General features: G+C 44.5%; 25 protein-coding genes. 13 read left to right on the top strand and 12 right to left on the bottom strand.

What is annotated here, in order from left to right; genetic code table 11:
- The 6 genes from LDX50_RS00265 to LDX50_RS00240 all read right to left on the bottom strand — a co-directional run bounded on the left by LDX50_RS00265 (position 1) and on the right by LDX50_RS00240 (position 5,522).
- Positions 1-1,233, bottom strand: a complete 1,233-nt coding sequence (locus LDX50_RS00265; protein ID WP_225696396.1) for a nucleoside recognition domain-containing protein — start codon at positions 1,231-1,233, stop codon at positions 1-3.
- A gap of 119 nt (positions 1,234-1,352) precedes the next feature.
- On the bottom strand, positions 1,353-2,060 hold the full coding sequence (locus tag LDX50_RS00260) for an RsmE family RNA methyltransferase (protein WP_225696395.1): 708 nt from the start codon (positions 2,058-2,060) through the stop codon (positions 1,353-1,355).
- Between the two features lie 3 nt (positions 2,061-2,063).
- Entirely contained in the window at positions 2,064-2,321 is a 258-nt protein-coding gene (locus tag LDX50_RS00255; RefSeq protein ID WP_225696394.1) for an acyl-CoA-binding protein, read from the bottom strand.
- Positions 2,322-2,367: 46 nt separating this feature from the next.
- Positions 2,368-3,654, bottom strand: coding sequence for a citrate synthase (locus LDX50_RS00250; RefSeq protein WP_225696393.1), 1,287 nt, complete (start codon positions 3,652-3,654; stop codon positions 2,368-2,370).
- Positions 3,655-3,744: 90 nt separating this feature from the next.
- Positions 3,745-4,563, bottom strand: coding sequence for a prohibitin family protein (locus LDX50_RS00245; protein ID WP_225696392.1), 819 nt, complete (start codon positions 4,561-4,563; stop codon positions 3,745-3,747).
- Between the two features lie 41 nt (positions 4,564-4,604).
- On the bottom strand, positions 4,605-5,522 hold the full coding sequence (locus LDX50_RS00240; protein ID WP_225696391.1) for a tetratricopeptide repeat protein: 918 nt from the start codon (positions 5,520-5,522) through the stop codon (positions 4,605-4,607).
- Between the two features lie 346 nt (positions 5,523-5,868).
- Between LDX50_RS00240 and LDX50_RS00235 the strand changes: the two genes are divergently transcribed.
- Complete coding sequence (locus LDX50_RS00235; RefSeq protein WP_225696390.1) at positions 5,869-6,735, top strand: sigma-70 family RNA polymerase sigma factor; 867 nt, start codon at positions 5,869-5,871, stop codon at positions 6,733-6,735.
- Positions 6,736-6,808: 73 nt separating this feature from the next.
- On the opposite strand, the gene LDX50_RS00230 is transcribed toward LDX50_RS00235, so the two are convergent.
- Positions 6,809-7,381 carry a hypothetical protein gene (locus tag LDX50_RS00230; protein WP_225696389.1) on the bottom strand — a complete coding sequence of 191 codons (573 nt, stop codon included), beginning with the start codon at positions 7,379-7,381 and terminating at the stop codon, positions 6,809-6,811.
- A gap of 252 nt (positions 7,382-7,633) precedes the next feature.
- Between LDX50_RS00230 and LDX50_RS00225 the strand changes: the two genes are divergently transcribed.
- Together LDX50_RS00225 and LDX50_RS00220 are read left to right on the top strand one after the other, a co-directional pair.
- On the top strand, positions 7,634-8,254 hold the full coding sequence (locus LDX50_RS00225; protein WP_225696388.1) for an inorganic pyrophosphatase: 621 nt from the start codon (positions 7,634-7,636) through the stop codon (positions 8,252-8,254).
- A gap of 124 nt (positions 8,255-8,378) precedes the next feature.
- Complete coding sequence (locus LDX50_RS00220; RefSeq protein ID WP_225696387.1) at positions 8,379-10,832, top strand: TonB-dependent receptor domain-containing protein; 2,454 nt, start codon at positions 8,379-8,381, stop codon at positions 10,830-10,832.
- 151 nt (positions 10,833-10,983) lie between these two features.
- Here the strand turns inward: LDX50_RS00220 and LDX50_RS00215 are convergent, their stop codons facing one another.
- Positions 10,984-11,877, bottom strand: a complete 894-nt coding sequence (locus tag LDX50_RS00215; RefSeq protein ID WP_225696386.1) for a mechanosensitive ion channel family protein — start codon at positions 11,875-11,877, stop codon at positions 10,984-10,986.
- A 62-nt stretch (positions 11,878-11,939) separates the two neighbouring features.
- Here LDX50_RS00215 and LDX50_RS00210 point away from each other — a divergent pair, with 62 nt between their 5' ends.
- Together LDX50_RS00210 and LDX50_RS00205 are read left to right on the top strand one after the other, a co-directional pair.
- Positions 11,940-12,626: a 3'-5' exonuclease gene (locus LDX50_RS00210; protein WP_225696385.1), complete on the top strand. Its 687-nt coding sequence runs from the start codon at positions 11,940-11,942 to the stop codon at positions 12,624-12,626.
- Positions 12,614-14,524, top strand: a complete 1,911-nt coding sequence (locus LDX50_RS00205) for a DUF294 nucleotidyltransferase-like domain-containing protein (protein WP_225696384.1) — start codon at positions 12,614-12,616, stop codon at positions 14,522-14,524. Before LDX50_RS00210 ends, LDX50_RS00205 begins: the two co-directional genes overlap by 13 nt.
- A gap of 2 nt (positions 14,525-14,526) precedes the next feature.
- Here LDX50_RS00205 and LDX50_RS00200 read toward each other — a convergent pair whose 3' ends face one another.
- Positions 14,527-15,279: a 7-carboxy-7-deazaguanine synthase QueE gene (locus tag LDX50_RS00200; RefSeq protein ID WP_225696383.1), complete on the bottom strand. Its 753-nt coding sequence runs from the start codon at positions 15,277-15,279 to the stop codon at positions 14,527-14,529.
- 72 nt (positions 15,280-15,351) lie between these two features.
- Between LDX50_RS00200 and LDX50_RS00195 the strand changes: the two genes are divergently transcribed.
- Entirely contained in the window at positions 15,352-16,329 is a 978-nt protein-coding gene (locus LDX50_RS00195; protein ID WP_225696382.1) for a type I phosphomannose isomerase catalytic subunit, read from the top strand.
- On the opposite strand, the gene LDX50_RS00190 is transcribed toward LDX50_RS00195, so the two are convergent.
- On the bottom strand, positions 16,330-16,782 hold the full coding sequence (locus tag LDX50_RS00190; protein ID WP_225696381.1) for a pyridoxamine 5'-phosphate oxidase family protein: 453 nt from the start codon (positions 16,780-16,782) through the stop codon (positions 16,330-16,332). It lies immediately after the preceding gene.
- A 141-nt stretch (positions 16,783-16,923) separates the two neighbouring features.
- Here LDX50_RS00190 and ccoN point away from each other — a divergent pair, with 141 nt between their 5' ends.
- The 6 genes from ccoN to LDX50_RS00160 are packed head-to-tail and all read left to right on the top strand — an operon-like array spanning position 16,924 to position 22,764.
- Positions 16,924-19,107: a cytochrome-c oxidase, cbb3-type subunit I gene (gene ccoN / locus LDX50_RS00185; RefSeq protein WP_225696380.1), complete on the top strand. Its 2,184-nt coding sequence runs from the start codon at positions 16,924-16,926 to the stop codon at positions 19,105-19,107.
- Between the two features lie 3 nt (positions 19,108-19,110).
- Positions 19,111-19,302 carry a cytochrome C oxidase Cbb3 gene (locus tag LDX50_RS00180; RefSeq protein WP_225696379.1) on the top strand — a complete coding sequence of 64 codons (192 nt, stop codon included), beginning with the start codon at positions 19,111-19,113 and terminating at the stop codon, positions 19,300-19,302.
- Positions 19,299-20,210: a cbb3-type cytochrome c oxidase N-terminal domain-containing protein gene (locus LDX50_RS00175; RefSeq protein ID WP_225696378.1), complete on the top strand. Its 912-nt coding sequence runs from the start codon at positions 19,299-19,301 to the stop codon at positions 20,208-20,210. Before LDX50_RS00180 ends, LDX50_RS00175 begins: the two co-directional genes overlap by 4 nt.
- A 2-nt stretch (positions 20,211-20,212) precedes the next feature.
- Positions 20,213-21,649: a cytochrome c oxidase accessory protein CcoG gene (ccoG, locus tag LDX50_RS00170; protein WP_225696377.1), complete on the top strand. Its 1,437-nt coding sequence runs from the start codon at positions 20,213-20,215 to the stop codon at positions 21,647-21,649.
- Between the two features lie 12 nt (positions 21,650-21,661).
- On the top strand, positions 21,662-22,087 hold the full coding sequence (locus LDX50_RS00165; protein WP_225696376.1) for a FixH family protein: 426 nt from the start codon (positions 21,662-21,664) through the stop codon (positions 22,085-22,087).
- A 2-nt stretch (positions 22,088-22,089) separates the two neighbouring features.
- A complete protein-coding gene (locus LDX50_RS00160) occupies positions 22,090-22,764 on the top strand; it encodes a sulfite exporter TauE/SafE family protein (protein ID WP_225696375.1) in 675 nt (224 codons plus the stop codon).
- Here LDX50_RS00160 and LDX50_RS00155 read toward each other — a convergent pair whose 3' ends face one another.
- Both LDX50_RS00155 and LDX50_RS00150 read right to left on the bottom strand, forming a co-directional pair.
- Entirely contained in the window at positions 22,765-23,829 is a 1,065-nt protein-coding gene (locus LDX50_RS00155; RefSeq protein ID WP_225696374.1) for a response regulator, read from the bottom strand.
- Complete coding sequence (locus LDX50_RS00150; protein ID WP_225696373.1) at positions 23,807-25,069, bottom strand: PAS domain-containing sensor histidine kinase; 1,263 nt, start codon at positions 25,067-25,069, stop codon at positions 23,807-23,809. The genes LDX50_RS00155 and LDX50_RS00150 overlap by 23 nt, the downstream gene beginning before the upstream one ends.
- A gap of 112 nt (positions 25,070-25,181) precedes the next feature.
- Between LDX50_RS00150 and LDX50_RS00145 the strand changes: the two genes are divergently transcribed.
- Positions 25,182-25,634, top strand: coding sequence for a universal stress protein (locus tag LDX50_RS00145; protein WP_225696372.1), 453 nt, complete (start codon positions 25,182-25,184; stop codon positions 25,632-25,634).
- Positions 25,635-25,640: the final 6 nt, after the last annotated feature.

The raw sequence follows: 25,640 nt of genomic DNA, 5'->3' as shown, positions 1-25,640 counted from the left end.
TTAGTGAAAAAATAAATATCCGATAAAAATGCCCGCCAGAATTCCAGCCAGGTCTGCCATCAGTCCGGCGGTAATGGCATATCGTGTTTTACGTATGCTTACCGATCCGAAATAAACTGCAATGATATAAAAAGTTGTTTCTGTTGCTCCTCTGAAAATACTTGCCATGCGGCCAACAAAACTATCCGGGCCGTTGGTTTCCATTACTTCCAGCATCATGCCGCGTGCGCTGCCGCCGCTGAGCGGTTTCATGATAGCTACCGGAAGCGCTTCGACAAAATCGGTATCGAATCCAATACTACCGATAATCCAGCCCATGCCTTGAACCAGGTAATCCAGTGCGCCACTGGTTCTGAACACCCCGATTCCTACCAATATACCCACCAAATACGGAATGATTTTTACGGCAATTTTAAATCCGTCTTTTGCTCCTTCGATGAATGTTTCGTACAGGTTTATCTTGTTCCGGTATCCGAGCACCAGAAAGGAGATTATTATTGAGAAAATAATCAGGTTTCCGGCAACAGAGGAAATCAGGTTTACCTGTTCCTGCGGAATGGTTGAAAAATAATAAAGCAACCCGGCGATAAATAGTGTTATGCTCCCCAGGTATGCCAGAATCACTCTGTCCAGCAGGTTAATTCGCTGGTATATTGCCACTACAATCAATCCCACTATGGTTGAGAAGAAAGTGGCCAGTAAAATTGGAAGAAAAACGTCGGTTGGGTTGGTCGCACCCACGACGGAGCGGTCCACCATAATGGTCAGCGGGATGATGGACAGTCCGGAAGTATTCAGGACCAGAAACATGATCATGGCATTGGAAGCCGTATCTTTTTTGGTATTCAGCGTCTGCATCTCCTGCATCGCTTTCAACCCCAGCGGTGTCGCCGCATTGTCCAGACCCAGCAGATTGGCGGAAAAATTCATAATAATCGCTCCGTTTGCAGGGTGGTCTTTGGGTATTTCAGGAAAAAGGCGGCTAAAGAAAGGACCCACAAGTCTTGACAAAACCTTTACCATACCACCTTCTTCACCGATTTTCATCAGGCCCAGCCAAAGTGCCATGACTCCCGACAGGTATATGGAGATTTCAAATCCGGTCTTGGCCATGTCAAAGGTACTGTTGACCATAGCCGGGAATATTTCCATATCCTGGAATACAATCAGTTTGACCAGTGCAACGGCAAAGGCGATGATGAAAAATGCGAACCAGATGTAGTTCAGTGCCAAGGTAGAGGTACGTTAAAAATGGGAATTTACCCTAAAGTTAAAAAAATCGATACTATGCAATAAGCCGGTTTTTGAGGATTCCTGCAACGAAATGTGATAAAATATTGAAATCTAAAAGTTTATTGCTGGAGCAATTGAAGGATATGTACTGCCGCAACTCCGGCAGTTTCTGTACGAAGCCGGTAGGGGCCCAGGCTGACAGATGGAATTTTATGATTTCGGGCGACTTCCAATTCCCGGTTTGAAAAATCACCTTCCGGTCCGATCAGGATGCATGTGTCCTGGTCCATCACAATATCCTTCAGGTGCATCGGAGGGTTCTTCATGTCGACATATGCGATGCAGAGGCGAATTTTATCCTGCATTTTGTCGATGAAGTCGTCCATGCTTATAACTTCCGCATCTAATTCCGGGGCATATGCCCGCATACTTTGCTTCATGGCAGCAATCATTTTTTTTAATACGCGGTCTGTACGCACGCGCGTCCGTTCTGAATGATCGCATGTAAGGAGCGTAAGTTTATGAATGCCCAGTTCCACGCACTTTTCAGCCATCCATTCGGTACGGTCGGCATTTTTGGTAGGGGAAATGGCTAAATGTACCATGTAAGGATCCCGTGGAAAATTACGTGTTTCCAGGATACTGAAGTCGCATTGACGTGCTGTAGCGGTGGTGAGCTGAACGGAATAGTGACTTCCTTTTCCATCCATGACCTGAATGATGTCGCCTGGCTTATGACGCAGAACACGTGCACAATGATTGGCTTCTTCCTCTTCCAGGAAGTGCTTTCCATCAGGGATCCCCGGCTGATAGAAATAGACCGACATAATTCAGCTGTATTTTTCCTGCAGTGATGCCACGAAGGAGATATATGCTTCTTCAGCTTCTTCTTTTCCGGTACCTTTCAAAGCGGTCCATGCGTCGTATTTAGCTGCTCCTTTGAAATCGAAGCCACCAGGTCGCTCACCGGTTACATCACCCTCGGTGGCTTGTTTATATAATGCGTACAACCGCAGAAGTTCGTCATTTGAGGGGCGCTGTGGAAGCGCTTGTGCCATTTCGGCAGCTTTTTCGAAAGCCTGATTCATAGTTTGATCATTAAAAAAGGCTGAAACTAATTTCAGCCTTTGTTATTTATCGTTTACTCATATCGACATAAGGCCGGAGATTCTCGCCGGTATAAATCTGTCGAGGACGGCCGATCGGTTCATGGTTTTCCCGCATTTCCTTCCATTGAGCAATCCAGCCCGGGAGTCGCCCAAGTGCAAACATTACGGTGAACATGTCAACCGGAATGCCCAGTGCACGGTAGATGATTCCGGAATAGAAATCAACATTCGGATAGAGTTTGCGTTCCACGAAGTATTCATCTTCCAGCGCCTCACGCTCAAGCCCTTTCGCGATTTCAAGGATAGGGTCGTTGACGCCAAGCTTATCAAGTACGTCATCTGCTGCTTTCTTAATGATCTTCGCCCGTGGATCAAAGTTCTTGTATACACGGTGACCAAATCCCATCAGACGGAAAGGGTCATCCTTATCTTTGGCTTTTGCCATCCATTTTTTTGTGTCTCCACCGTCCTTGCGAATATTTTCCAGCATGTTTATTACAGCAGAGTTTGCACCTCCGTGGAGAGGTCCCCAAAGAGCATTGATGCCGGCAGAAATTGAGGCATACAGGCTTGCCTGTGAAGATCCAACGATTCTTACAGTGCTTGTTGAACAATTTTGTTCATGGTCTGCATGCAGGATCAAAAGTTTATCGAGTGCGTTTGCAACCACCGGATCCACTTCATACTCCGCAGCAGGAAGAGCAAACATCATTTTCAGGAAGTTAGAACAATAATCCAGTCGGTTATCGGGATAATTAACAGGGTGGCCAACTTCATTTTTATAAGCCCAGGCAGCAAATGTTGGCATTTTCGCGAGGATACGAATTATGCTCAGATTCACTGCATCTCCAGAACGGTTTGGGTCGAGTGATTCCGGATAAAATGCGGTCAGTGCTGTCACCAGGGAAGATAATACACCCATCGGATGGGCATTTGAAGGGAAGCCTTCCAGGATTTTCTTGATATCCTCGTGTACAAGGGTATGATACTTTATTTCATTTTGAAAGGTTGTAAGTTCCTCCGATGAAGGGAGTGCCCCATAGATTAAAAGGTAGGCTACCTCTATAAAACTGGATTTCTCTGCCAGCTCCTCAATGGAATATCCACGGTAGCGAAGTATTCCCTTTTCCCCGTCCAGGAACGTGATAGCACTTTTCGTTGATCCGGTATTTTTAAATCCGGGATCAAGTGTGATCAACCCGGATTCAGCCCGGAGCTTGCCTATATCAACACCCAGTTCGTTCTCCGTTCCTTCAACAATGGGAAGCTTATAGGTATTGTCACCAAATTTTAGTTCAGCATGTTCTGCCATATAATTCGTAGATTTTTCTGAAAACGTGTTTTATTTCACCGTCCGTGAAATTACTTAAAAAACGCTTTTAATAAAAACTTGTTCACACTTCTAATTATTGCCCAGAATGATGGGCAATCCATCATCACCGCTGCCGATGATGATCACTTTTGTATTAGGTGATTTTGACAGATCCAGCGTGGCCTCAATACCTCTCATTCGAAGCAATTGATTTGTTAAACTGGAGTTTACAATATTGTTGGCTGCTGCCTCACCTTCAGCTGCAATCCGCTTCCGTTCCGCCTCACTTTTTTCCTTTTCAAGTCGGAACTGATACGCAAGTGCCTCCTGCTCCTGGGTTAGCTTATTTTCAATGGCCAGCTTGATTTGTTCAGGCAGATTGATCGAGCGAATCAGTAAGGTTTTCATTTCGATGTTATTGGCACCGAGACTTACAGCGGTTTCCTCCTTAATAGCTCCTTCCACTTCAGCACGTTTGGTTGAATAGATTTCTTCCGCTGTGAAACGGCCCATCACCTGGCGCACGGATGAACGGACTTCCGGGATAACAAGATTTGATACATACCCAATCCCGAAATTTTCGTGAAGGAATCCGACACGGCTGTAGATGGGGTGAAAGCGAAGTGTCACATCTACATTAATTGACAATCCGTTTTTATCCAGCACATCCATGGATTCTTCAATCGAATTCTCCCTGACGTCGTATACAAACAGGGTATTCCACGGGGCCTTAAAATTAAATCCCTGTGATATTACATTTTCCTTATCAAGCCCGCCTCCGAATTTTTTGAAGATGATGCCTTTTTCCCCTGCCTGAATGGTGTAAAAGATACTCGATGATAACCCGATCAGGATAAAGAGTCCTACTACGCCAATGATCGCAAAGATGATGGTTCGTTTATTTTCCATAATTAATTCTGATTTTTAATGGCATACTTATAATGCCAATGCTACTCACATCGTTCCCTGAAGGTAGAGTAATCCTTGTAATATCCCATACTGTTTGCCGTATTCCAGTCGGCACATGCACCTTCCAGGTCATTCTCGGAATACCTGATGTTTCCTCGCTCGGCGTAATAGGAGGGTTCCTTCGGATCCAGTTCTATTGCTTTTGACAGATCCTCTTCGGCCCGGTCCGGTCGGTAAAGTTCAAGATAGGCTTTTCCCCGGCCAAAGTATGAATCCGCATTCCGTGAATTTTTAAGGATTGCAATATTGTACATAAAGACAGCGGAGTCGTACCGTCCAAGCTTTTGAAATACATTGCCCTTGTAGTAATAATAACCATAAAAGTCCTGGTTCAGCACGGTAAGCCTTCGGACCGCTTCCAGCGCCTCCTTATACTGACCGTTGTCGTACAGGGCAATAAAACGATAATATTGATATTTTTCCTCGAAGGGGCGTAGCCGTATGGCAAGGTCATAATCTTTCACTGCCCCCTGAAAATCGCCGAGTTCATATTTCATTCTGCCCCGAAGGATGTAGGAATAAGCACTTGTGTCCGTCGGGTTTTTTGAAATGTAGTTGGAAAAACTGTTAACCGCTTCGTCAAGTTTGCCCATGTTGCGGTAGGTGAACCCTTTATACATCCAGAGTATGGATAATTTCGGACTTAACTCCTGGGCTTTGTTGAAGTCGGCCAGCGCCTTTTCATATTCCCCGTTTTTGAAATAGGCGATGCCCCGGTGATAATACGCTTTCTCGTAGGCAGGATCTTCTTTAATACATTCACTTAATAGTTCTATTGCCTTACTTCTGTCGGCTGTCAGGTAATTGTATCCCCGTTCAAAAAGCTGATCAGCAGATTGCTGTGCGTTCGCAATAAAGACGGTGAGAAGCAAGAAAAGTAAAGCCAGAATTTGTTTCATTAAAATGCGATTCGGCATTGAGCTGATTCCAAAGCTAAAGAATGTTGAATTTTATATTTCCAATCCATTGCAATTTTTTCGATCAAAATACCGTTCTTGTTGAATATTGACATTTCGCAGACAAAATTTGAAGGTTTGTAACTTTTGTTACTTTCCAATTCAGATAAAATTACTACATTGCGAAGTTTTCGGAAATGGACCTTCGGGAAGGACAACTTTGTATAAACCAACAAAAATTCCAATAAAGATTCTTTTTTCCAATAGTTTGGGAACATTTTTCCAGATAAAATGTTCTAACTACTGGCATGTTATATTCACATCATAATTATTCAATAAACAAAGGAGAATGAGACAACTAAAAATCACACAATCCATTACTAACAGGGACAGTCGTACTTTAGAGAAGTATTTTAATGAAATCTCTAAGGATGAACTGTTAACGCCGGAAGAGGAGGTGGATTTAGCCCAGCGTATCCGTGAAGGTGATGAGGCGGCCCTTGAGAAGCTGGTTAAGGCGAATTTAAGATTTGTGGTTTCAGTAGCGAAGCAGTATCATTATTCCAATAAGATTCCTTTGAATGATCTTATTAATGAAGGAAACCTTGGATTGGTGAAAGCGGCAAAGAGATTTGATGAGAAGCGGGGTTTTAAATTTATATCGTATGCGGTTTGGTGGATTCGCCAGTCAATTATTCAGGCATTGGCAGAACACTCACGTATTGTAAGGATACCTAGTAATAAAATCGGTGCGCTCTCTAAAATTGATCAGGCAAGTTCGATACTTGAGCAGCAGTTTGAGCGCGAACCAACTGATGAAGAGTTAGCCGAATTACTGGATATGACAGTGGATGAAGTACGTACTACAGTACGTTCACAGACAAAACAGGTTTCTATTGATAAGCCCTTCTCGGATGACGAAGGAAGTACATTGCTTGATGTGATGGAAGATGAGGACAGCAACGAAGTTGATACACTGGTATACAACGATTCACTGAAACGGGAAGTAAGCAGATTGTTGTCGACGCTCACCGAACGTGAAAGGATTGTGATCAATCAGTACTTCGGGCTGGATGAGCAGCCGAGTCTTTCTCTGGAAGATATCGGGGAGAATCTTGGCCTTACGCGGGAACGCGTTCGTCAGATCAAGGAAAAAGCACTACGTAAGCTTTCCAGAAACCCTAAGAATGAATTGTTGATCCCGTACCTGGGATAATGAATAAGGTCAGTTAATAACAAATAAGGAGCGATTTCGCTCCTTTTTTTATTTCTGTCAGTTTGTATTCTTTCTATGCGCTTCGGATATCGTCAATCCTGTTACGTTCTGTTTGAAGCTCCCTGCGTAATTTCATCTGCTTCTCCAGTGCATTGCGTTTATACTCTTCAAATTCTTCAGAAAGCTTATCGTAATCCTTTTTCTTGCTTACCGCTATTTTCTGACTGCTTTTGAACTGATAAAACAGTACTCCCAGTAAAAAGAGAAGAGCGATGATAGAGACCATATTAAACATTTTGTACGATTCCTTGCCCATATCCATACCCAGCACTGAAATATGCTGTGTATCAAATTCTTTTTCATCGATCGTTGCTTTTTGCGTAGTAATGGTCGAGTTGAGTTCGTTGATTTTCTGGTTTTGGGCGGTGATAGTACCCTGCGCCGTGGCATACGCCTGATCCTTTGTCTTGAGTGAATCCTGCACAACTTTCCAGAATTCATTAAGGTCAGTCTCCTTAATGTTTTTATACTCTTTATAAGAGTACGCTTTCTTTTTCATTCCCTGGAATTGTTCATCCAGCGTTTGTGCTTGAGCTCCTAATGCAAATAAGACGAGGGCAGATAGTACTAATATGGTCGTTCTCATGGGTATATTAGGTTAAAAAATCCTGATATCGGCAAATCTAGGTAACAATTCGGAGAAGGTCACCCTTTTAATTACCAAACAAACTTATTTTCGTTATACGGCCGTTTGACTCGTTAAATTAAAAAATGGTCAGATAACCCAACGAATATACTATATTTCAGTAATTTACAAAAATCAACCACTGCTTTTCATGTCCGGCGTTTAGGACGAGCCGTTGAAAAACTAATTTTACAGACCAGAATTTCTTGATCGATGAATAAACATATCCATATGGCACACCCCTGGCATGGAATCCAAGCCGGCCCGGATGCCCCCTTGATCGTTAATGCATTTATAGAAATGACACCCAACGATTCAGTTAAATATGAGATCGACAAGGAAAGCGGCTTTCTCAAGGTTGACAGGCCCCAGAAATTCTCCAATATCGTGCCGGCGCTCTATGGATTCATCCCACAGACTTATTGTGCCGAACATGTAGCATCCTATTGTATGGAGAAATCCAGTAAAACTGATATTGTCGGGGACGGGGATCCGCTTGATATCTGCGTGCTCACCGAACGAAACATTGCCAGTGGATACATCCTCGTACCTGCCATACCCATTGGAGGATTGCGAATGATTGATGGGGGGGAAGCGGATGATAAGATCATTGCCATTCTGAAAGGGGATGAGGTTTTTCATCACTGGAAATCGTTAGAAGAATGCCCGGATTCACTTATCGATCGCCTGCGACATTATTTTCTGACGTATAAGCAGATTCCTGGTGAAAAAGCGAGTAAACACATTGAAATAACCCACATATACGGACTGGAAGAAGCCCAGGAAGTGATCCGGAAGAGCCAGGAAGATTATCGCAATCATTTCCCGGATTAATCAACTCATGATCTTCGTCAGTTTCCGCTGAAATCGTTTAAAATAATTCTAAATAAGCTTGCTTGACTTGCAACGGTAAAACTATCTTTGCCTTATTATTTTTAATCAGTCTAAATAAAATAAGATGCAAAAACGTTTACTGTTGGGTCTGATGTTGTATCTGCTGGCATTCGGTGCTATCTCACAGGAAATTACGATACGCGGAACGGTACATCAAAAGGGAGATAATATGCCATTGCAGGGAGTGGCAGTTTACCTGGAAGGAACATCTTTCGGATCCTCATCATCGGCAGCAGGCAACTATGAAATAAAGAATGTGCCCGTGGGTAATTACGTGTTGGTGGCACGCCTGTTGGGTTATGATATCAAGAAGCTCAACCTGACCCTTGATGGGTCAAGTGAAGTTTCAATTGATTTTAAGTTATCTGAGAACTTTACAGAAATTTCAGGGGTAATTATCCGTGGAACCAGCATGACAGGTGGTGCCTCCGGAGTGAATTCCGTACCGGGTTCGGCACAATATATTTCACCAAAGGAACTCGAGAAATTCAGCTATTCAGACATCAACCGCATTCTGAGAAGTATACCCGGGATCAATATTCAGGAAGAGGAAGGGTTTGGTCTGCGTCCAAATATCGGAATGCGGGGAACCGGTGTGGAACGAAGTTCCAAGATAACCCTTATGGAAGATGGTATACTGATTGCCCCGGCACCTTATGCCGCACCTGCGGCATATTATTTTCCCACTGTTGGAAGGATGCAGGGAATAGAGGTAAGGAAGGGTTCCAGTCAGATTAAATATGGTCCGTATACCACAGGAGGCGCATTAAATCTCATTTCTACCCAGATCCCCAATGAACTGGAGGGAAGAATCAATATACTTGGTGGTAATTTCGGCCAGCGTACTGTGCATGCCAATGTTGGGACGTCCTTTAAGAATGGCGGGTTCATGGTTGAAACCTACCAGATGTCGGCCGACGGATTTAAGGAGTTGGATAATGGAGGGGATACTGGTTTTGATTCACGTGATTACCTTGCGAAATTCAGGATCAATACCAATCCAGATGCTCCGGTTTACCAGGCTCTGATGTTTAAAATCGGACAGACTACCGGTGAATCCAATGAGACATACCTTGGCCTTACCCAGGAAGATTTTGATCAAACGCCTTACCGGCGATATGCCGGATCACAGAAGGATCTGATGGACACACGTCATCGCCAATTCAGTCTTCAGCATGTGATTAGTCCGAATAACCATATTGATGTGACTACAACTGCTTACATGACTCAGTTTGACAGGAACTGGTATAAGCTGGATAAGGTTCGATTCAACGACCCTGGGAATGGCTCAACCTCTGTAGGTATTGCTTCAATACTCGATAATCCAGGGGATTATACAAGTGCCATGTCAACCATCCGGGGATCGGGTATGGATACCCTTTTAGTGAAGGCCAATAACAGATCCTACTACTCCAAAGGTGTACAGTCGATTATTGGATTGCAGTACCAGTCGCCCCAATGGACGCATGATATCGAAGCGGGCATTCGAATTCACCGGGATGAGATGGATCGGTATCAGTGGGTTGATGAGTATGTCATGGGTGACGGAATCATGGAGCTCATCAAATCAGGCGAGCCCGGGACGGAAAGCAACCGGATTGAATCTGCAAACGCCATAGCAACCTTCGCCCAATATACCCTGAGTAATGGAAGATATACCTTCACACCTGGCTTGCGATATGAACATATAAGCGTTAAGCGTGAGGATTATGGCTCTAATGATCCTGAGCGCACCGGCACATCGCTTTCTGTTTCTGAAAACATCGTAGGTATTTTCATCCCGGGGCTGTCGGTTGATTATAAATTGAGCAGCAGGCTCAATACATTTATAGGGGTTCACAAGGGATTTTCTCCTCCGGGATCGCGTGAAGGTACTGAGCCTGAAGAGAGCATCAATTATGAGCTTGGCGGAAGATATGGGTTTGCCGGACTCGAAGTTAATGGTGTTGTGTTCCTGAATGATTACAGTAATTTACTCGGTAGTGACCTTGCTGCCTCAGGAGGGGCCGGTACACCGGATCAATTCAATGGTGGTCAAGCCCTTGTGAAGGGAGTGGAACTGGATTTAACCTATAATATCCTTCCGGTTAACAATAAACTGGCACTGCCGATTCAGCTGGTCTATACTTACACCGACGGAGAGTTCAGAAATACATTTGAAAGTGAATTTGAGCCTTGGGGTAATGTGCAGGAAGGAGATAAGCTGCCCTATATGGCGCCTCATCAGCTGGCAGTAAATGTTACCCTTGAAAGTACACGATTTAATGTGAATCTCAGTTCGAAATATATCAGTGACATGCGCACCGTTGCTGGTCAGGGTGAAATCCCGGACAATCAAATAATTGGATCACAGTTTGTAGTCGATTTGTCATCAAACTATTTCATCAACAAGAATATTTCTGTTTTTGGATCGATACGGAATATAACCGATGAAGTCTACCTGGTTGCGAGAAGGCCTGCAGGATTGCGTCCTGGTTTACCAAGGAGCTTTATGCTGGGTGTAAAGGCGGTATTCTGATCCATCCTGATCTTGCCAATCGAAAGGCCGTCCCAACCGGGTGGCCTTTTTTATTGCCGCTTTCAATCCAACGTACTATTAACACATGCTCAGTCTTATGTCTGCTACAGTGAATGTATGAAAGCAGATTTGGTGCCCCTGAACAGTTACACTATTTCTGATCGGGGAACATTGTGGCCAGCGTCTTGCCGCCTTTGATTCCAAAATCCAGTGTACGAATCGGGAATGGTATGGTAATGCCATTCTGATCGAATGCTTCCTTTAGAAGTATAACACCTTCACTTTGAGCTGTCATGTAATCAGGGATTCGTTTGAAGTCAATCCAGTACCGAACAACAAAATTAATGGAGCTGTCACCAAACCCGGTAAAAAAGAATTCTACTTCACGGTCTTTCTTGATCGTCGGAACTTTGCTGATTGCTTCGATGGAAACCTCCCGAACCTTCCGCAGATTATCCCCATAGCTGATACCGCATTCAAGGTCTATTCTGCGAACCCGGTTGATGTTATAGTGACGGTATATATTCTGAAAAATGGTTCGGTTAGGAATGATCACATCCTGTCCGCGGGGATCAAATATTGTGGTGGAGCGAAGGTGAATTTGCTTCACTGTACCCAGTATGTCGTTGGTTTCAATGATATCTCCAACGCTGATAGGACTTTGAAAGGCCATAAATATGCCACTTATAAGATTCGATGCGGCATCCTGAAAAGCCAGTCCAAGGGCAAGCCCCAGTACCCCGATACCGGCAAGTACACTGGTGACGGTTTTGCTCAGATCCATTACGCTAAGCGCGATCATCATTCCTATGAGCATGATTATGATCGAAGAAATCGCCAGGAAAAGATCGATTGCCGATTTGTTATCAACAAACCGGTGAAGTACACGCTGCAGTAATTTCCTTATCAGCCGGGACAGTCCATAAAAAATCAGGACTACAATTATTGCAATCACAAAATTGGGGAACATGCTAACGATGCTGTCACGCCAGGAAAGCAGCTTGTTGAGGACTATATCAGAGGCATCATCAATTCTGTCGAACATTATACTAAGTTAATCAATAATTATGGTTTGTTTCCAACTGTGGCAATGGTGTATCTTTGGTTATGCTTTCGCATCAATATGTCTTGTTCCTTGATACGGAAACTTCCGATAAACCAAAGAATTGGAATTCGAAAGATGAACGGATGTGGCCCTATATTGTTCAGGCCGCATGGCTTGTATGTGATCTCAGGGGCAACAAACTTGTTGAACGAAACGTAATCATCCGGCCGGATGATTTTGAGATCAAACAGCGGGCTGAGCACATACACGGAATTTCTGAAGATCTTGCCAGTCGGGAAGGTATATCCAGAAAAGAGGCACTCAGACGGTTTACGACAGACCTGCGCCATTACAAGCCGCTTATTGTGGGTCATTTTATCGAACTTGATTTGCGCATGGTTCAGATGGGGCTCAAACGCGCTGGCATGAAGAACATCCTTGCAGGATATCAAACCTTTTGCACAATGCGGGGTACTTCAGAATATATGCATCTGCCCAACCGGCATTATCCACAGCTTGGGGAAATTTATCAGATGTTATTCAAGCGGAAACTACAGGGAGCACATAATGCTTTGGTGGACGTAAATGCTACCGCTGAGGTATTTTTCGAATTATTGAGAAGAGGGGAAGTGTCTGACCAGATCATTCAGCAACAGCACAGAATGACCGAAAATAAGGAGAAAAAAACCGGGTGCGGCCTTGCTTTATTCCTGATACTACTAACATTAATTCAATTATGGGTGCTGTAATTACACCGGAAGAAGTTCTGCGCATGTCAATTCCCTTTGATATGCTTCCTGAAGATGAATTGGTGCACCTGGCGGCCCTCATGGAAAAGCATCATTTCGATAAGGAAAAGGTCCTTTATCACCAGGATTATACAAAAATGAAGAGTATCGATCTGATAGCAGAAGGATCCTATGAACTCTATTTTTATGACTCTGATCGCAATAAGCGGGTTGTTGAACAGATCGGTCCGGGATCGGTATATGGTGGAATTTCTGTGCTATTTAACAAAAAACGAAGCATCCGGACGGTTACAGTTCAGCCGGACACAACAATTTATACCCTTGACCGGAATATCTTCAAGGATCTTACGGTAAAATATGAGGATTTTGCCCGTTGGTTCTCTACGGATTTTGGGCGAAACATGCTGAACGAGGAATACGCGGGTTTTCTGCGCGTCAAGAGTAATGAGGTTGCCAATTACATTGCGTCTGATCATTTCTTTTCGAAATCACTCAAGACGATTCCGGTAAAGAGGCTGCATACCATATCGCCCGATAAAAGCATTCAGGAAGCGGCTCGCTACATGACGAGTGAAAAAACGAGTTATGTATTTGTGGCGGAAAACAATGAACTTCTGGGTTTTGTGACAGACATCACACTTCGTGAAAAGGTAATTGCCACCGGAATAAATATTTCAGATCCTGTACAGGAAATAATGGAAAACCCGATTGTGGAGATTTCCGAGGATGCCCTTATCTACGAAGCAATTCTGCTCATGTTCAGGTCGAAGATCCGTTACCTGCTTGTAACTAATGAGAAAGGATATAAGGGTGTTGTGAGCAGAAACAAGTTGCTCACCGATTATGCGACTTCCCCGTTTGTTTTTATCCAGTCGGTAAAGCTGGCGGTTTCGCTGGATGAACTGAAGAAGAAATGGAATCGTGTTCCTGACATTGTTTTTCAACTCTTATCGCGTGGTGTGCGGGCCGAAATCGTAAATCAGGTAATTACCGCCGTATCTGATTCTATTACCCATAAAATCGTTGAGGAGGCATTACATGAATTTGGTGAGCCCCCGGTGAACTTTGTTTTTATGGCCCTGGGAAGTGAAGGTCGAAAGGAACAGACCCTAAAGACCGATCAGGATAATGCCATTATTTATCAGGATCCGGAGGCAGGAAAGGAGGAGGAGGTTCATGCCTATTTCATGCGTCTGGCCGAAAAGGTAAGTGAAAATCTTAATTATGTTGGTTTTCATTTCTGTACAGGTGGATTCATGGCCAGGAATCCTAAATGGAATCAGCCGTTATCGGCCTGGAAATCCAATTATGAGAAATGGATTGGCGAACCTCAGCCGGAATCGGTGATGAATTTCTCAACCTTTTTTGATTGCCGCGCGATTTACGGGGACATCAGCCTTATGGCATCACTGCGCGCTTCTATTCATGAGCATCTTGCCAGCCCGTCTGCCATGTTCTTCTATCAGCTGGCCAACAATGCGCTTCAGTACGAGCCGCCCCTTACTTTTTTTAAGAATTTCAGAACCTTTTCACAGGGTGAACAGGAGGTATTGAATATCAAAAAGGCCATGACTCCGATCGTTGACCTGGTTCGGTTATACGCACTGAAGCATCGGATTTACCAGACGAATACGGGTGAGCGGCTGGTGGAATTATATGAACAGGACATTATTACCAAAGCGGAACATTTCGAATTGATGCAGGCCTACTATTACATGATGGCAATGCGCCTGAAGCGGCAAGCTAAAAATGTGATCAGAAAAATCGGTGAGCCTAATAATTTTATTGAACCAAAGAGTCTTACAAAAATTGAACAGGTCACACTCAAGGAAGTATTCAAGGTAATAGAAAAATTTCAGCTAAAGATCAAGATAGAATTCAAGGGTTCCCTGAGATAGGGTCATACGCCACGCTTGTTTCCGAACAACCGGATATGCATTCGGTCGCTGAATCGGAATCCTTTGTTTTTGCAAATTTCAGTCAGCCATTTCTCACGTTCATCCAATGAGTCAATGCTCGTCCCCAGGGGCATCAGGATAACTTTATTTGAAGGAATTCCGAAGGAACGGATCAGTTCCTCTATTTCGTAAAGATCTTTAGGGGCGGCGCAAACAAATTTAAAATTAGCCTTTGGCGATCGCGCAAACCAATCAAGGATTTCAGGGCGAATCCTCAGTTTATCCGGGTTGCCGGAATTTGTAAGTTTGGGTGAAACATTATATTGATCAACCTGAAGGTCCAGGTCAGCAATCGGCATCAGGGTGCCGTTGGTCTCTATTTCGATGTGTTCAATGATCTTTTCTTCCCTGAGGGCTTGCAGAAGCACTGCCAGATCCTTCTGCTGCATCAGCGGCTCACCCCCGGTAACCACCAGATTCGGGCAATTGAATTTCGAGATTTCCTCCAGAAGATATTCAATTCCTGCCTCGAGGATCTGCTCTTCCTTCGAAAATTTTTTATATCCGGGTTGAGTATCGTTCACATGTGAAAACGGCGTTCCTTCCCAATTCCAGGTATAATCTGTATCGCACCATGTACAATGCAGGTTACAAAGACTCAGTCTGAGAAATATACAGGGTAGACCGGAGGATTTTCCCTCGCCCTGGATGGTATGAAATATTTCGGCATTTCCCGAAAGTTTAGCTATTTTCATGGCACAAAATTAACTATTTAGGACGGTCTTGTGTCTAGGATACCTGTTTTTTAAGAGAACGGCTTTATTGATTTGATACCTTTATATCCATTACGTTTTAACCCAATTTTCAAGGAAAAGATCTGGGGAGGAAGGAAATTACACGATATTCTGCATAAGAAATGCGGTGATATCGGGAAATGTGGTGAATCATGGGAGATTTCAACCGTTGATAACAATATATCGGTTGTGGCTGAGGGTCCATTAAAGGGCAAGCGACTGGATCATCTTATCCATGAATACAGGTCGGCCCTGTTGGGGAAGAAGGTATATGCCAGGTACAAGGATGAATTTCCATTACTGATCAAATTTTTAGATGCGCAGGATGACCTTTCCATCCAGGTGCATCCGGATAATCAACTTGCATGGGAGCGTCATCAGCAAATGGGAAAGACTGAGATGTGGTACATCATTCAGTCAGATCCGGGTTCCACACTGATAACAGGATTCAACCAACCGCTTGATAAGGAGAAGTTTCAATCCATGCTGGAGACAGGCAGGATCGAAGAAATCCTGAACCGGGAAACCGCCGAGCCGGGTGATGTATTTTTTATTCCTGCCGGACGGATTCATACCATCGGCAAGGGTATACTGCTGGCTGAAATTCAGCAAACCTCGGATGTAACCTACCGCATATATGATTTCGACCGTACCGATGATATGGGAAATAAGCGGGAGCTGCATGTGGAACAATCACTTGAAGCCCTGGATTTTATGCTTTACGACCAGTATAAGACCCGGTATGTGAATCTTCGCAATGAGGAAAACACAATCGTAGATAGTGAATACTTTACGACGGCAAAACTCTGGCTGGATCAACCAATTCATTTGGGAATAAACCGGCAGACATTTCGAATCCTGATTATTCTGCGGGGTTCGTTGAAGCTGGATTGGCAGGATGACCATATGTCGGCGAGTATGGGAGACGTGATCCTGATACCGGCATCGATGAAGGAAATTAAACTGATCCCGGCTGAGGGCGATGTGGAACTGCTGGAGGTTAAAAGCTGATTATTGAGATTTTTCAAATCGTCCCGTCATTTCACTGATCGTTATTTCATAGGCAATCATTCGGGAATTCGGACTATAAGATTCCTGTACGCGTTCGAGGCCATGCTTAGGCCGTGAAGTAGATGAGTTTCTGAACGGATGCAACCGGTTGGTAAGTAGGTGTATGGCATCATCCGCTTCTTTGCCCTTCAATTCTCTGAATTCTCCCCATGCAATTACACTTTGCCAGTGGGCCAGGTCTTCGATATGGTCTACCTGGATGCAGACCTTGGGATTTTTACGCATCATTTCAATTTTCAGCCCCTCAATGGTATACCCGTAAATTTTTCCATCTGAATAAACATAGGAGACCGGAATAACGTAGGTTCGGTCTTCCGAATGGCAACCCAGCCTGCCATAGGTTTCCGACAGGAAAAGTCTTTCACATTGAAAAGAATTAAGTTTTCCGAGCATCGCGATTTGGTATTTATGGAATGTCAGGAATTATTAATTCTTCCTCTATGATTTAAATCATGTTTAGCGCTAACCTCGGTCATCAGCATGTGCGGCGCCCGCTCTTTACCTTCGTAACAACTATATTTTAAAAAATGCATTATGAAAGTAGAGCAGTTCAGCTACGATAACAAGATCGTAAAATACTTTATCGTCGCAACGGTAATCTTTGGCCTTGTAGGCATGCTGGTGGGTCTTACCGCGGCCATTCAGCTTTTTTATCCGGTCTTTAATTTTGACACTTCCTATGTCAGTTTTGGCAGGATCAGGCCCCTTCACACCAACGCGATCATTTTCGCCTTTGTTGGGAACGCGATGTTCGCCGGAGTCTATTACTCCATGCAGCGATTGCTAAAAACCCGAATGTTCAGTGACTTGTTAAGCTGGATCAATTTCTGGGGCTGGCAGTTGATCATTGTCGCTGCAGCCATCACACTTCCGCTGGGCATCACTACATCCAAGGAATATGCGGAGCTTGAATGGCCAATCGACATCGCTATTACCCTCATCTGGGTGGTTTTTGGGATTAACATGATCGGTACCATTATCAAGCGGCGTGAGAAACACATGTATGTGGCGATTTGGTTCTACATCGCCACTTTTGTCACCGTTGCTGTTCTGCATGTTGTCAATTCATTTGAAATGCCGGTAACCCTTTTCAAAAGCTATTCTGCTTTCGCGGGCGTTCAGGATGCACTCGTTCAGTGGTGGTACGGTCATAATGCAGTGGCCTTCTTCCTGACGACTCCGTTCCTCGGACTTATGTACTATTACCTGCCCAAGGCGGCTAACCGCCCGGTTTATTCATATAAATTATCCATCATCCATTTCTGGTCTCTGATTTTCATTTACATCTGGGCAGGACCTCACCACCTTCTCTATACTTCACTTCCCGATTGGGCACAGTCGCTTGGAGTTGTATTTTCGGTGATGCTGATTGCCCCAAGCTGGGGAGGTATGCTGAACGGTCTTTTGACCCTGCGCGGAGCATGGGACCGTGTTCGTGAAGATCCGGTTTTGAAATTCATGGTGGTTGCTGTTACCGCTTACGGTATGTCAACCTTCGAAGGTCCGATGCTGTCGCTCAAGAATGTGAATGCGATTGCGCACTTCACCGACTGGATTGTAGCTCACGTTCATATTGGTGGATTAGGATGGAACGGATTTTTGATCTTTGGAATGCTCTACTGGCTGATCCCAAAAATGTGGGGCACAAAACTATTCTCTACCCGTCTGGCGAATGTCCATTTCTGGATCGGAACACTCGGGATCATCTTTTATGCCCTTCCGATGTACGTTGCTGGTGTTACCCAGTCTTTGATGTGGAAAGAATTCAATGCAGATGGTTTCCTTGAATACAAAAACTTCCTGGAAACAGTTGTACAGATTCTTCCGATGTACGTGCTGCGTGCGATTGGCGGAGCGTTGTACCTCACAGGGGCTATTATTATGACCTATAACCTGATTAAGACTGCCGCACAAGGTTCATTCATTGCGAATGAAGCTGCTGAGGCACCTGCACTTGAAAGTGCTCCGAAACATCAGGATGGCCACTGGCACAGCAAGCTTGAGCGTAAGCCGGTACTGTTTACCGTATTGACGCTCGTTGCCATACTTATCGGCGGTATTATTGAAATGGTTCCTACTTTCCTTATTGAATCGAACGTCCCTACGATTTCCAGTGTGAAACCGTACTCGCCTCTGGAATTACATGGACGCGATATCTACATCCGCGAGGGCTGCGTCAGCTGCCATACGCAGATGGTTCGACCTTTCAGATCTGAAACAGAACGTTACGGCGAATACTCCAAAGCGGGAGAATTTGTATATGATCACCCGTTCCTTTGGGGCTCTAAACGAACTGGCCCGGATTTGCACAGGATCGGCGGCAAATATTTGAATTCATGGCATTTCAGACACATGTGGCAGCCCTCTCTTACTTCGGAAGGTTCCATTATGCCAACCTATCAATGGTTGTATACAGACGACATTGATATGGATGCCACGGCCGGAAAGATTACGGCGCTTCGCAAAGTTGGTGTTCCGTACGCGGAAGGATTTGAAGAAATTGCCAACACAGCGCTCATGGAGCAGGCCGAATTGATCGTTGCCAATTTAAGTGAGGACCTGGATCAGGTTACCCTGGCAACAGATGATGGCGAACTCGTGGTTGTGCCGGAAAAACAAAAGGAAATAATAGCACTGATCGCATATCTGCAGCGTCTGGGTACTGATATTACCCTTAAAGCGGAAGATGCGACAAGTCAGGTAAATACAAACAAATAAGCCATGTTTAAGCATTATTTTGAACAAATAGATAAGGTCGAGATATGGCCTATAATTTCGCTCACCATCTTCTTCGTCTTTTTTGTAGGACTGATCATATGGGTGGTTCGAGCCGACAAGAATTATATAAATGAAATGCGTCAGCTCCCGATGGATGATGGTCAAATTACTAATCAAAACCCTGAACACTCATGAAAAATACAATTAAACGACTGTTGCTCACCCTTGGGATTCTTGCTCCGGGAGCACTTATGGCTCAGGACGCAACTATTTCAACCGACACGGCCATATACTTTATGGCAGGATTCGTGCTGGTTGTGGCTGTTCTGGTTTTGGTTGTAGCCGTGATAGTACTGCAGGTGCTGAAGACAATCGTCCGCCAGGAGGATGAGAAAAAGGCAGCGGTTCAGGGCATCGAATTACCCGAACCTGTTTCATTCTGGAGCCGCTTCATGAGAAAGGCAAGTGATGCAGTCCCGATTGAGGAGGAGGAAACTGTATTGCTGGATCATAACTACGACGGTATTCAGGAGCTGGACAACCACCTGCCGCCATGGTGGAAATGGTTGTTCTACATGACCATCGCATTCGGTGTTGTTTATCTGTTTGTTTATCACGTAACCGATACGCTGCCATTGCAACAGGAGGAATATGATAATCAGATTGCAGAAGCTGAGGCACTGAAGGCTATGAGGTTGAAGGATTCTCCGAAACTGGCAATTGATGAATCAACTGTTCAGTATGTTGAAGACGCCGCGGCACTGGCAAGCGGGAAGCAGGTATATGACAATAACTGTTCACAGTGCCACCGTTCCGACGGGGGAGGGAGTATTGGCCCTAACCTAACCGACGAATACTGGCTTCACGGCGGTTCAATTCAGGATATTTTTACAACAATCAAGGTTGGTGTTCCTGCCAAAGGAATGATATCCTGGGAACCATTGCTCTCGCCGGAGCAAATGCAGAATGTTGCCTCATATGTGATGAGCATGGTAGGAACAAATCCACCTAATCCAAAAGCACCTCAAGGTGAGGTGTACCGGGCCGGCGAACCTACAGAAGAGGCCTTGCCGGATAGTGTGCAGACTGTTGCGATACGTTAGATATGAATCAAAGCCAGGGAACGGAGGAACTTTATCAGTTCGACGAGGAGTTTCGGGATACCATCGCAACGGTTGATGCCGAGGGTAAGCGCATCTGGGTTTACCCGAAAAAACCGGCTGGCCGCTTTCATAATTACAGAATCCTGGTAACCATCGTGTTACTGGGAATTCTTTTTGCCGGGCCTTTCATTAAGATAGGCGGGGAGCCGTTGCTGATGCTGAATTTCTTCGACAGGAAGTTCGTGATCCTGGGACAGATTTTCTGGCCTCAGGACTTCTTCCTCCTGGCATTGTTACTTATTACCCTTTTTGTTTTTATCATTCTTTTTACGGTTTCTTTCGGCCGGATTTGGTGTGGGTGGGCTTGTCCGCAAACCCTGTTCATGGAAATGGTATTCCGAAAGATTGAATACTGGATAGAAGGAGATGCGAATAAGCAGCGGAAACTCGATAAAGGCCCCTGGAACACTGAGAAGATCTGGAAAAAAACATTAAAACATGTTATTTTTCTGGCGATCGCCATTCTGATCTCCCATACTGTGATGGCTTACCTGATTGGTATTGAAGAGGTTAAGGAAATTGTATCACAGCCTCCAACGGAACATCTTACCGGTTTCATCGGATTGATGGCTTTTACCGGGATTTTTTACTGGGTTTTTGCCTATTTCCGCGAACAGGCCTGCGTCGCTGTTTGTCCGTATGGACGGCTACAAGGCGTTTTGCTCGACACTAAATCCATCGTTATCGCCTACGACTGGCTTCGTGGTGAACCAAGGGGAAAGATCAGTAAGAACAAAGAAGCAGATCAAAGCAAGGGTGATTGTATCGATTGTAAATTGTGCGTTCACGCATGTCCGACCGGAATCGATATCCGTAATGGCACACAGCTTGAATGCGTAAACTGTACAGCCTGTATTGATGCTTGTGACGAAGTAATGGATAAGGTGGACCGGCCACGCGGACTCATTCGTTATGCCTCACATGAGTCTATCGCTCAGGGTAAAACAAAGCTCTTTACAACGCGTGTGAAAGCATATACAGCTGTGTTAATCCTGCTTGTCTCGGTTCTGAGTTTCTTTTTATTTACAAGATCTGAGGTAGAAGCTACCATACTCAAGGTGCCGGGTCAGCTGTACCAGCGACAGGAAAATGGTGACATTTCAAATCTTTTTAATATTCAGTTTATAAATAAGACGAGTGAGGAAATGACGATCGAGTTGATCGTTGATGGTGCTGCCGGGGCAAAAATTGAGAAAGTGGGTGGAGATACGATGATTGTCCCGCCGAATGAACTTTCAGAAGGAATCTTTTTCATAACCATCCCTAAATCCGGACTGCAGGGAATGCAAACTCCATTAAAGGTGACCGTCATGGGTAACGGTAAGGAAATTGAGACAAAAAACATTAAATTTTTGGGACCGGCGAATTTGTCGGATTAAAACGCACGAACTATGAATTGGGGATATAAGATAGCAATCAGTTTTGTCATATTTATAGGCATTATTGTTACCATGGTTGTCATAAGCATGAACCAGGATATTAGCCTGGTTTCTGCCGACTATTACGAACAGGAACTTGCCTATCAGGATCAGATTGATCGGATGGAGCGTACCAGGAAACTGGAAAAACAGCCCGAAATCATTCTCGACCGGAATTCCGGGGTAATAACTATTGATGTTTTTGACAGCACGGTCGACTCCGGTGAAATTTTGTTTTTCAGACCTTCGGATGCAAGTATGGATAAGCGTGTGTCATTTCCGGCGTCTGGAAAATTGAATATCGCTGTTAATGACTGGGAGCAGGGCTTATGGAAAGTAAAGCTGAGCTGGTCAGTAGCCGGTGATGATTTTTATCTGGAAGAGATTGTAAACCTGTAAACATGTTCGGAACGGGCTTTATTCTTGGTCTGGTAGGAGGTATGCATTGCATTCTAATGTGTACACCTGTTGTATTTGCCTTGCAGCCCAAACGAAATGTAACGCAGACCCTTCTTTATCACGCCGGCAGACTATCAGTCTATGTGTTACTGGGTGTTTTTGTGGGGGCACTTGGCGACGGGCTGGCTTGGTTTGGGTTTCAGCGCTGGATATCGGTTGCCATGGGTGTGGTAATGATTTTAATTACCGTTTTGCCGGCGGCACGTGCGAGGTTTTACTCCATATCATTGCAAAATGACCCGGTTAAGAAATTCAGAACTCTTCTTCAGCGCACCGGCCGCTTTAAGTCCATCGCTGGTGGAATGCTGAATGGCATGCTTCCCTGTGGACTTGTTTACGTAGCACTGACGGGATCACTGGCCCTTGGAAATAGTGGAAATGCCTTTTTATTCATGCTGGGTTTCGGACTGGGAACGGTTCCATGGCTTTCAGGAGCTGTTGCATCTTCCGGATTTCTTCCGGCAAAATTCAGGGTACAAGCAGCCAGGGCCATACCTGTACTCGCCATTGCATTCGGTATACTGTTTATTCTGCGTGGGCTGGCATTGGATATTCCCTACCTCAGTCCCGCGCTTCAATCGATCGGAATCCCGGAAGAAATGACGATCTGTCGCTGATTAACGGGCGATATGCCACTTCATGATTTGCTCGAGCTTCTCCTTTTCCTTAATGGTAAGTTTTCCGCCCTGGGAGTCGAGAATTCCTTCGTCCTTAAAATCGGAGATAACACGGATTACCGATTCCGTTGCTGTTCCCACCATATTGCTGAGGTCTTCGCGGGAAATTTTTAAGGTATGATCCGGATCATCCATTTTATTGTAAAGAGTAAGTAACGCTTCCGCCGTGCGTTGACGAACCGTGTTGTATGCCAGGTGCAGAAGCTGCTCCTCTTTTTCATCCACTTTCTGTGACAATAATTCAATGAACTTCTGTGCGATATCCCGGTTGGCCAGCACGAGCTGCTGAAATACATCACGGGGGATAATCAGCAATTCGCTGTCTTCCAGTGCCATGGCATGGTCGGAGAAGGATTCATTTTTAAGAATGGCTTCATACCCCAGAAAGTCACCTTTGGAATAAATCCCTGTAATCAGTTCCTTTCCATCCAGGTTGGTTCGAAATGTCTTGATTTTGCCGGATTGAACGTAATACAGGTGATGAGGATAATCTCCGGCCTGGTAAACATCATTTTTTTTGCGATAGGACCTGACCTTATGTAAATCTTTATCTTCAATGTAATGGAACAGATCCTTGACATCCTTGATGAAGTCCTTGATTCCATCGGCTCCGGATTCATATTCCTTCTTAACCAAATCCTGTTTTTTGAGACGGGCCTCGATCGCATCCATAAGTTCGGTATCATCAAACGGCTTGGTAATGTAGTCATCTGCACCCATTACCATACCCTTGCGCATATCCGCACGTTCCGTTTTTGCGGTCAGGAAAATGAACGGAATCCGTGCGGTTTCTTCCCGCTTATTCAGAATGTGAAGAACGCCATATCCATCAAGCTCCGGCATCATAATATCACATATGATCAGGTCGGGCAGCTCCTGCTGGGCAATTTCAATTCCTCGTTTACCATCGGGGGCGGTAATGGTCTCGTAACCGGCTAGCTCGAGTATTTCTGAAATGTTTTCCCTGATATCAGCGTTATCTTCAATGATCAGAATTCTTCTCATGTGATGTTTTCGGTATAGTTACAATAAAGGTGGTACCCTCATTCTCAATACTTTCAAAGGTAATAATACCGCCCAACAAATCGACATATTTCTGAACGATATGTAACCCCAAACCGGTTCCCTGAATATTGAGTGCATTATGTGCTCTGAAAAAGCGTTCAAATAAATGACTCTGATCCTCTTTGGGTATTCCCATACCTGCATCTTTCACGCGAAGCTCCAGGTTTTTATCAGTATGATGGGCACCAATTACAATTTCTGAATTATCCGGTGAGTACTTAGTTGCATTCGAAAGCAGGTTGATCAGTATGTTTTTAATGATCTTGGCGTCACTGATAACGGGCTCTGTAAGTTTGGTTTCAATGGATATCTTTTGACCGGGTTTCAGAATCGTGTTCAATTCCTCGCTGATGTCCTCCAGAATTGACTTAAGGTTTACAGGGATAAAGGTCGTGCTGATCTTTCCTTCCTCAAGTCTGGCCAGTGACAGAAAGTCATCAAGGATGTCATTCAGGTGGTCGATCGAATTCTTTATCTTAAGTACATGACGTTCCCTTTTATCGGCCAGGTCGGAATTTTTGTATTTTTCGATTAAGGATGCTGATGACTTGATGGTCGAGAGTGGTGTTCTGAATTCATGACTGGCCATCGAAACAAATCTGGACTTCAATTCATTCAATTCCCGCTCCCGTTCAAGGGCTTTTTTGGCTTCGGTTTCCGCTTGCTTACGAACAGTCATTTCTTCTTCAAGCTCCTTATTTGCACTTAATAACTGTTCAGTTCGTGCCTTGACACGCTTCTCCAGCTCCGTGGCATATGCAACCAACTGTTCTTCGCTGCGCTTCAGCGCGTCTTCCATTTCCTTGCGCGGCGTGATATCTATAATATATGCTACTGTATGCTCTTCACCGTAAAGTTGTACTGTACTCAGGCTGGCTTCCACGGGGAATATTGTATTGTCCTTTCGAAGTCCGACCAAATCCCGCCCGTGCCCCATCTTGCGTGGAACCGGATTTTTAATGTAGCGATCCCTGTGTGTCACATGGTCTGAATGATAATTTCTTGGAATCAGTGATTCTACTGTTTTTCCCTCCAGTTCGTTCTTTTCATATCCAAACATCTCCCGGAGTGCGTGGTTGGTGATCTCTATGACCCCACCTTTGTTAACCACAAGAATTCCTTCCTGACAAGCTTCAAAAATAGTGTAATAAGTTGATTCGCTTACGCTGGTGTAGTCCATACCGCTAAATACTGATTAACATCACAATTTATACTGATTCCTATCTTGAATGTGAATAATTGGTCTATCTAAATTAGTTATCAAACTTATATTATAAAAATGGGATGTGCGAATGACTGATAATGTATTGATAAAGAATGTTTTATTGCCTACGGATTTCAATCCCACTATTTCTAAAAGCATCCCGTATGCCGTTTCGCTTTGCAGGTGGACGGGTGCTCAGCTGTATGTCCTGATCACCTACAGGCTCATTGAAAATACCAGTCACATGAGCGATAAAAAGAGTATACGCAGTTATCTTGAGGAGCAAGCCCAAAAGAAAATGGAATTAATCCAGCAAAATTGTTTGGGTGACAATGGGATTCACTGCAGATTTTTACTGGAGGTAGGGTTTCTCTTCGACCGGATCCAGACGAATATTTTGAACCAGAATATTGATTTGCTAATCCTGGATGAAGAAATAGAAAAGATCATGGATGTCTCAAGTGAGATTCAGCACTCCACACTTCTGCATGAACTTTCCTGTCCGATAATGTATATCCCCGCGAACAAAATTATGATCTGACCTGTT

It is taken from the genome of Fulvivirga sedimenti (assembly GCF_020328055.1).
Note: the sequence above shows the minus strand (reverse complement) of the source record. Positions and strands in the feature narration are given on the sequence as shown.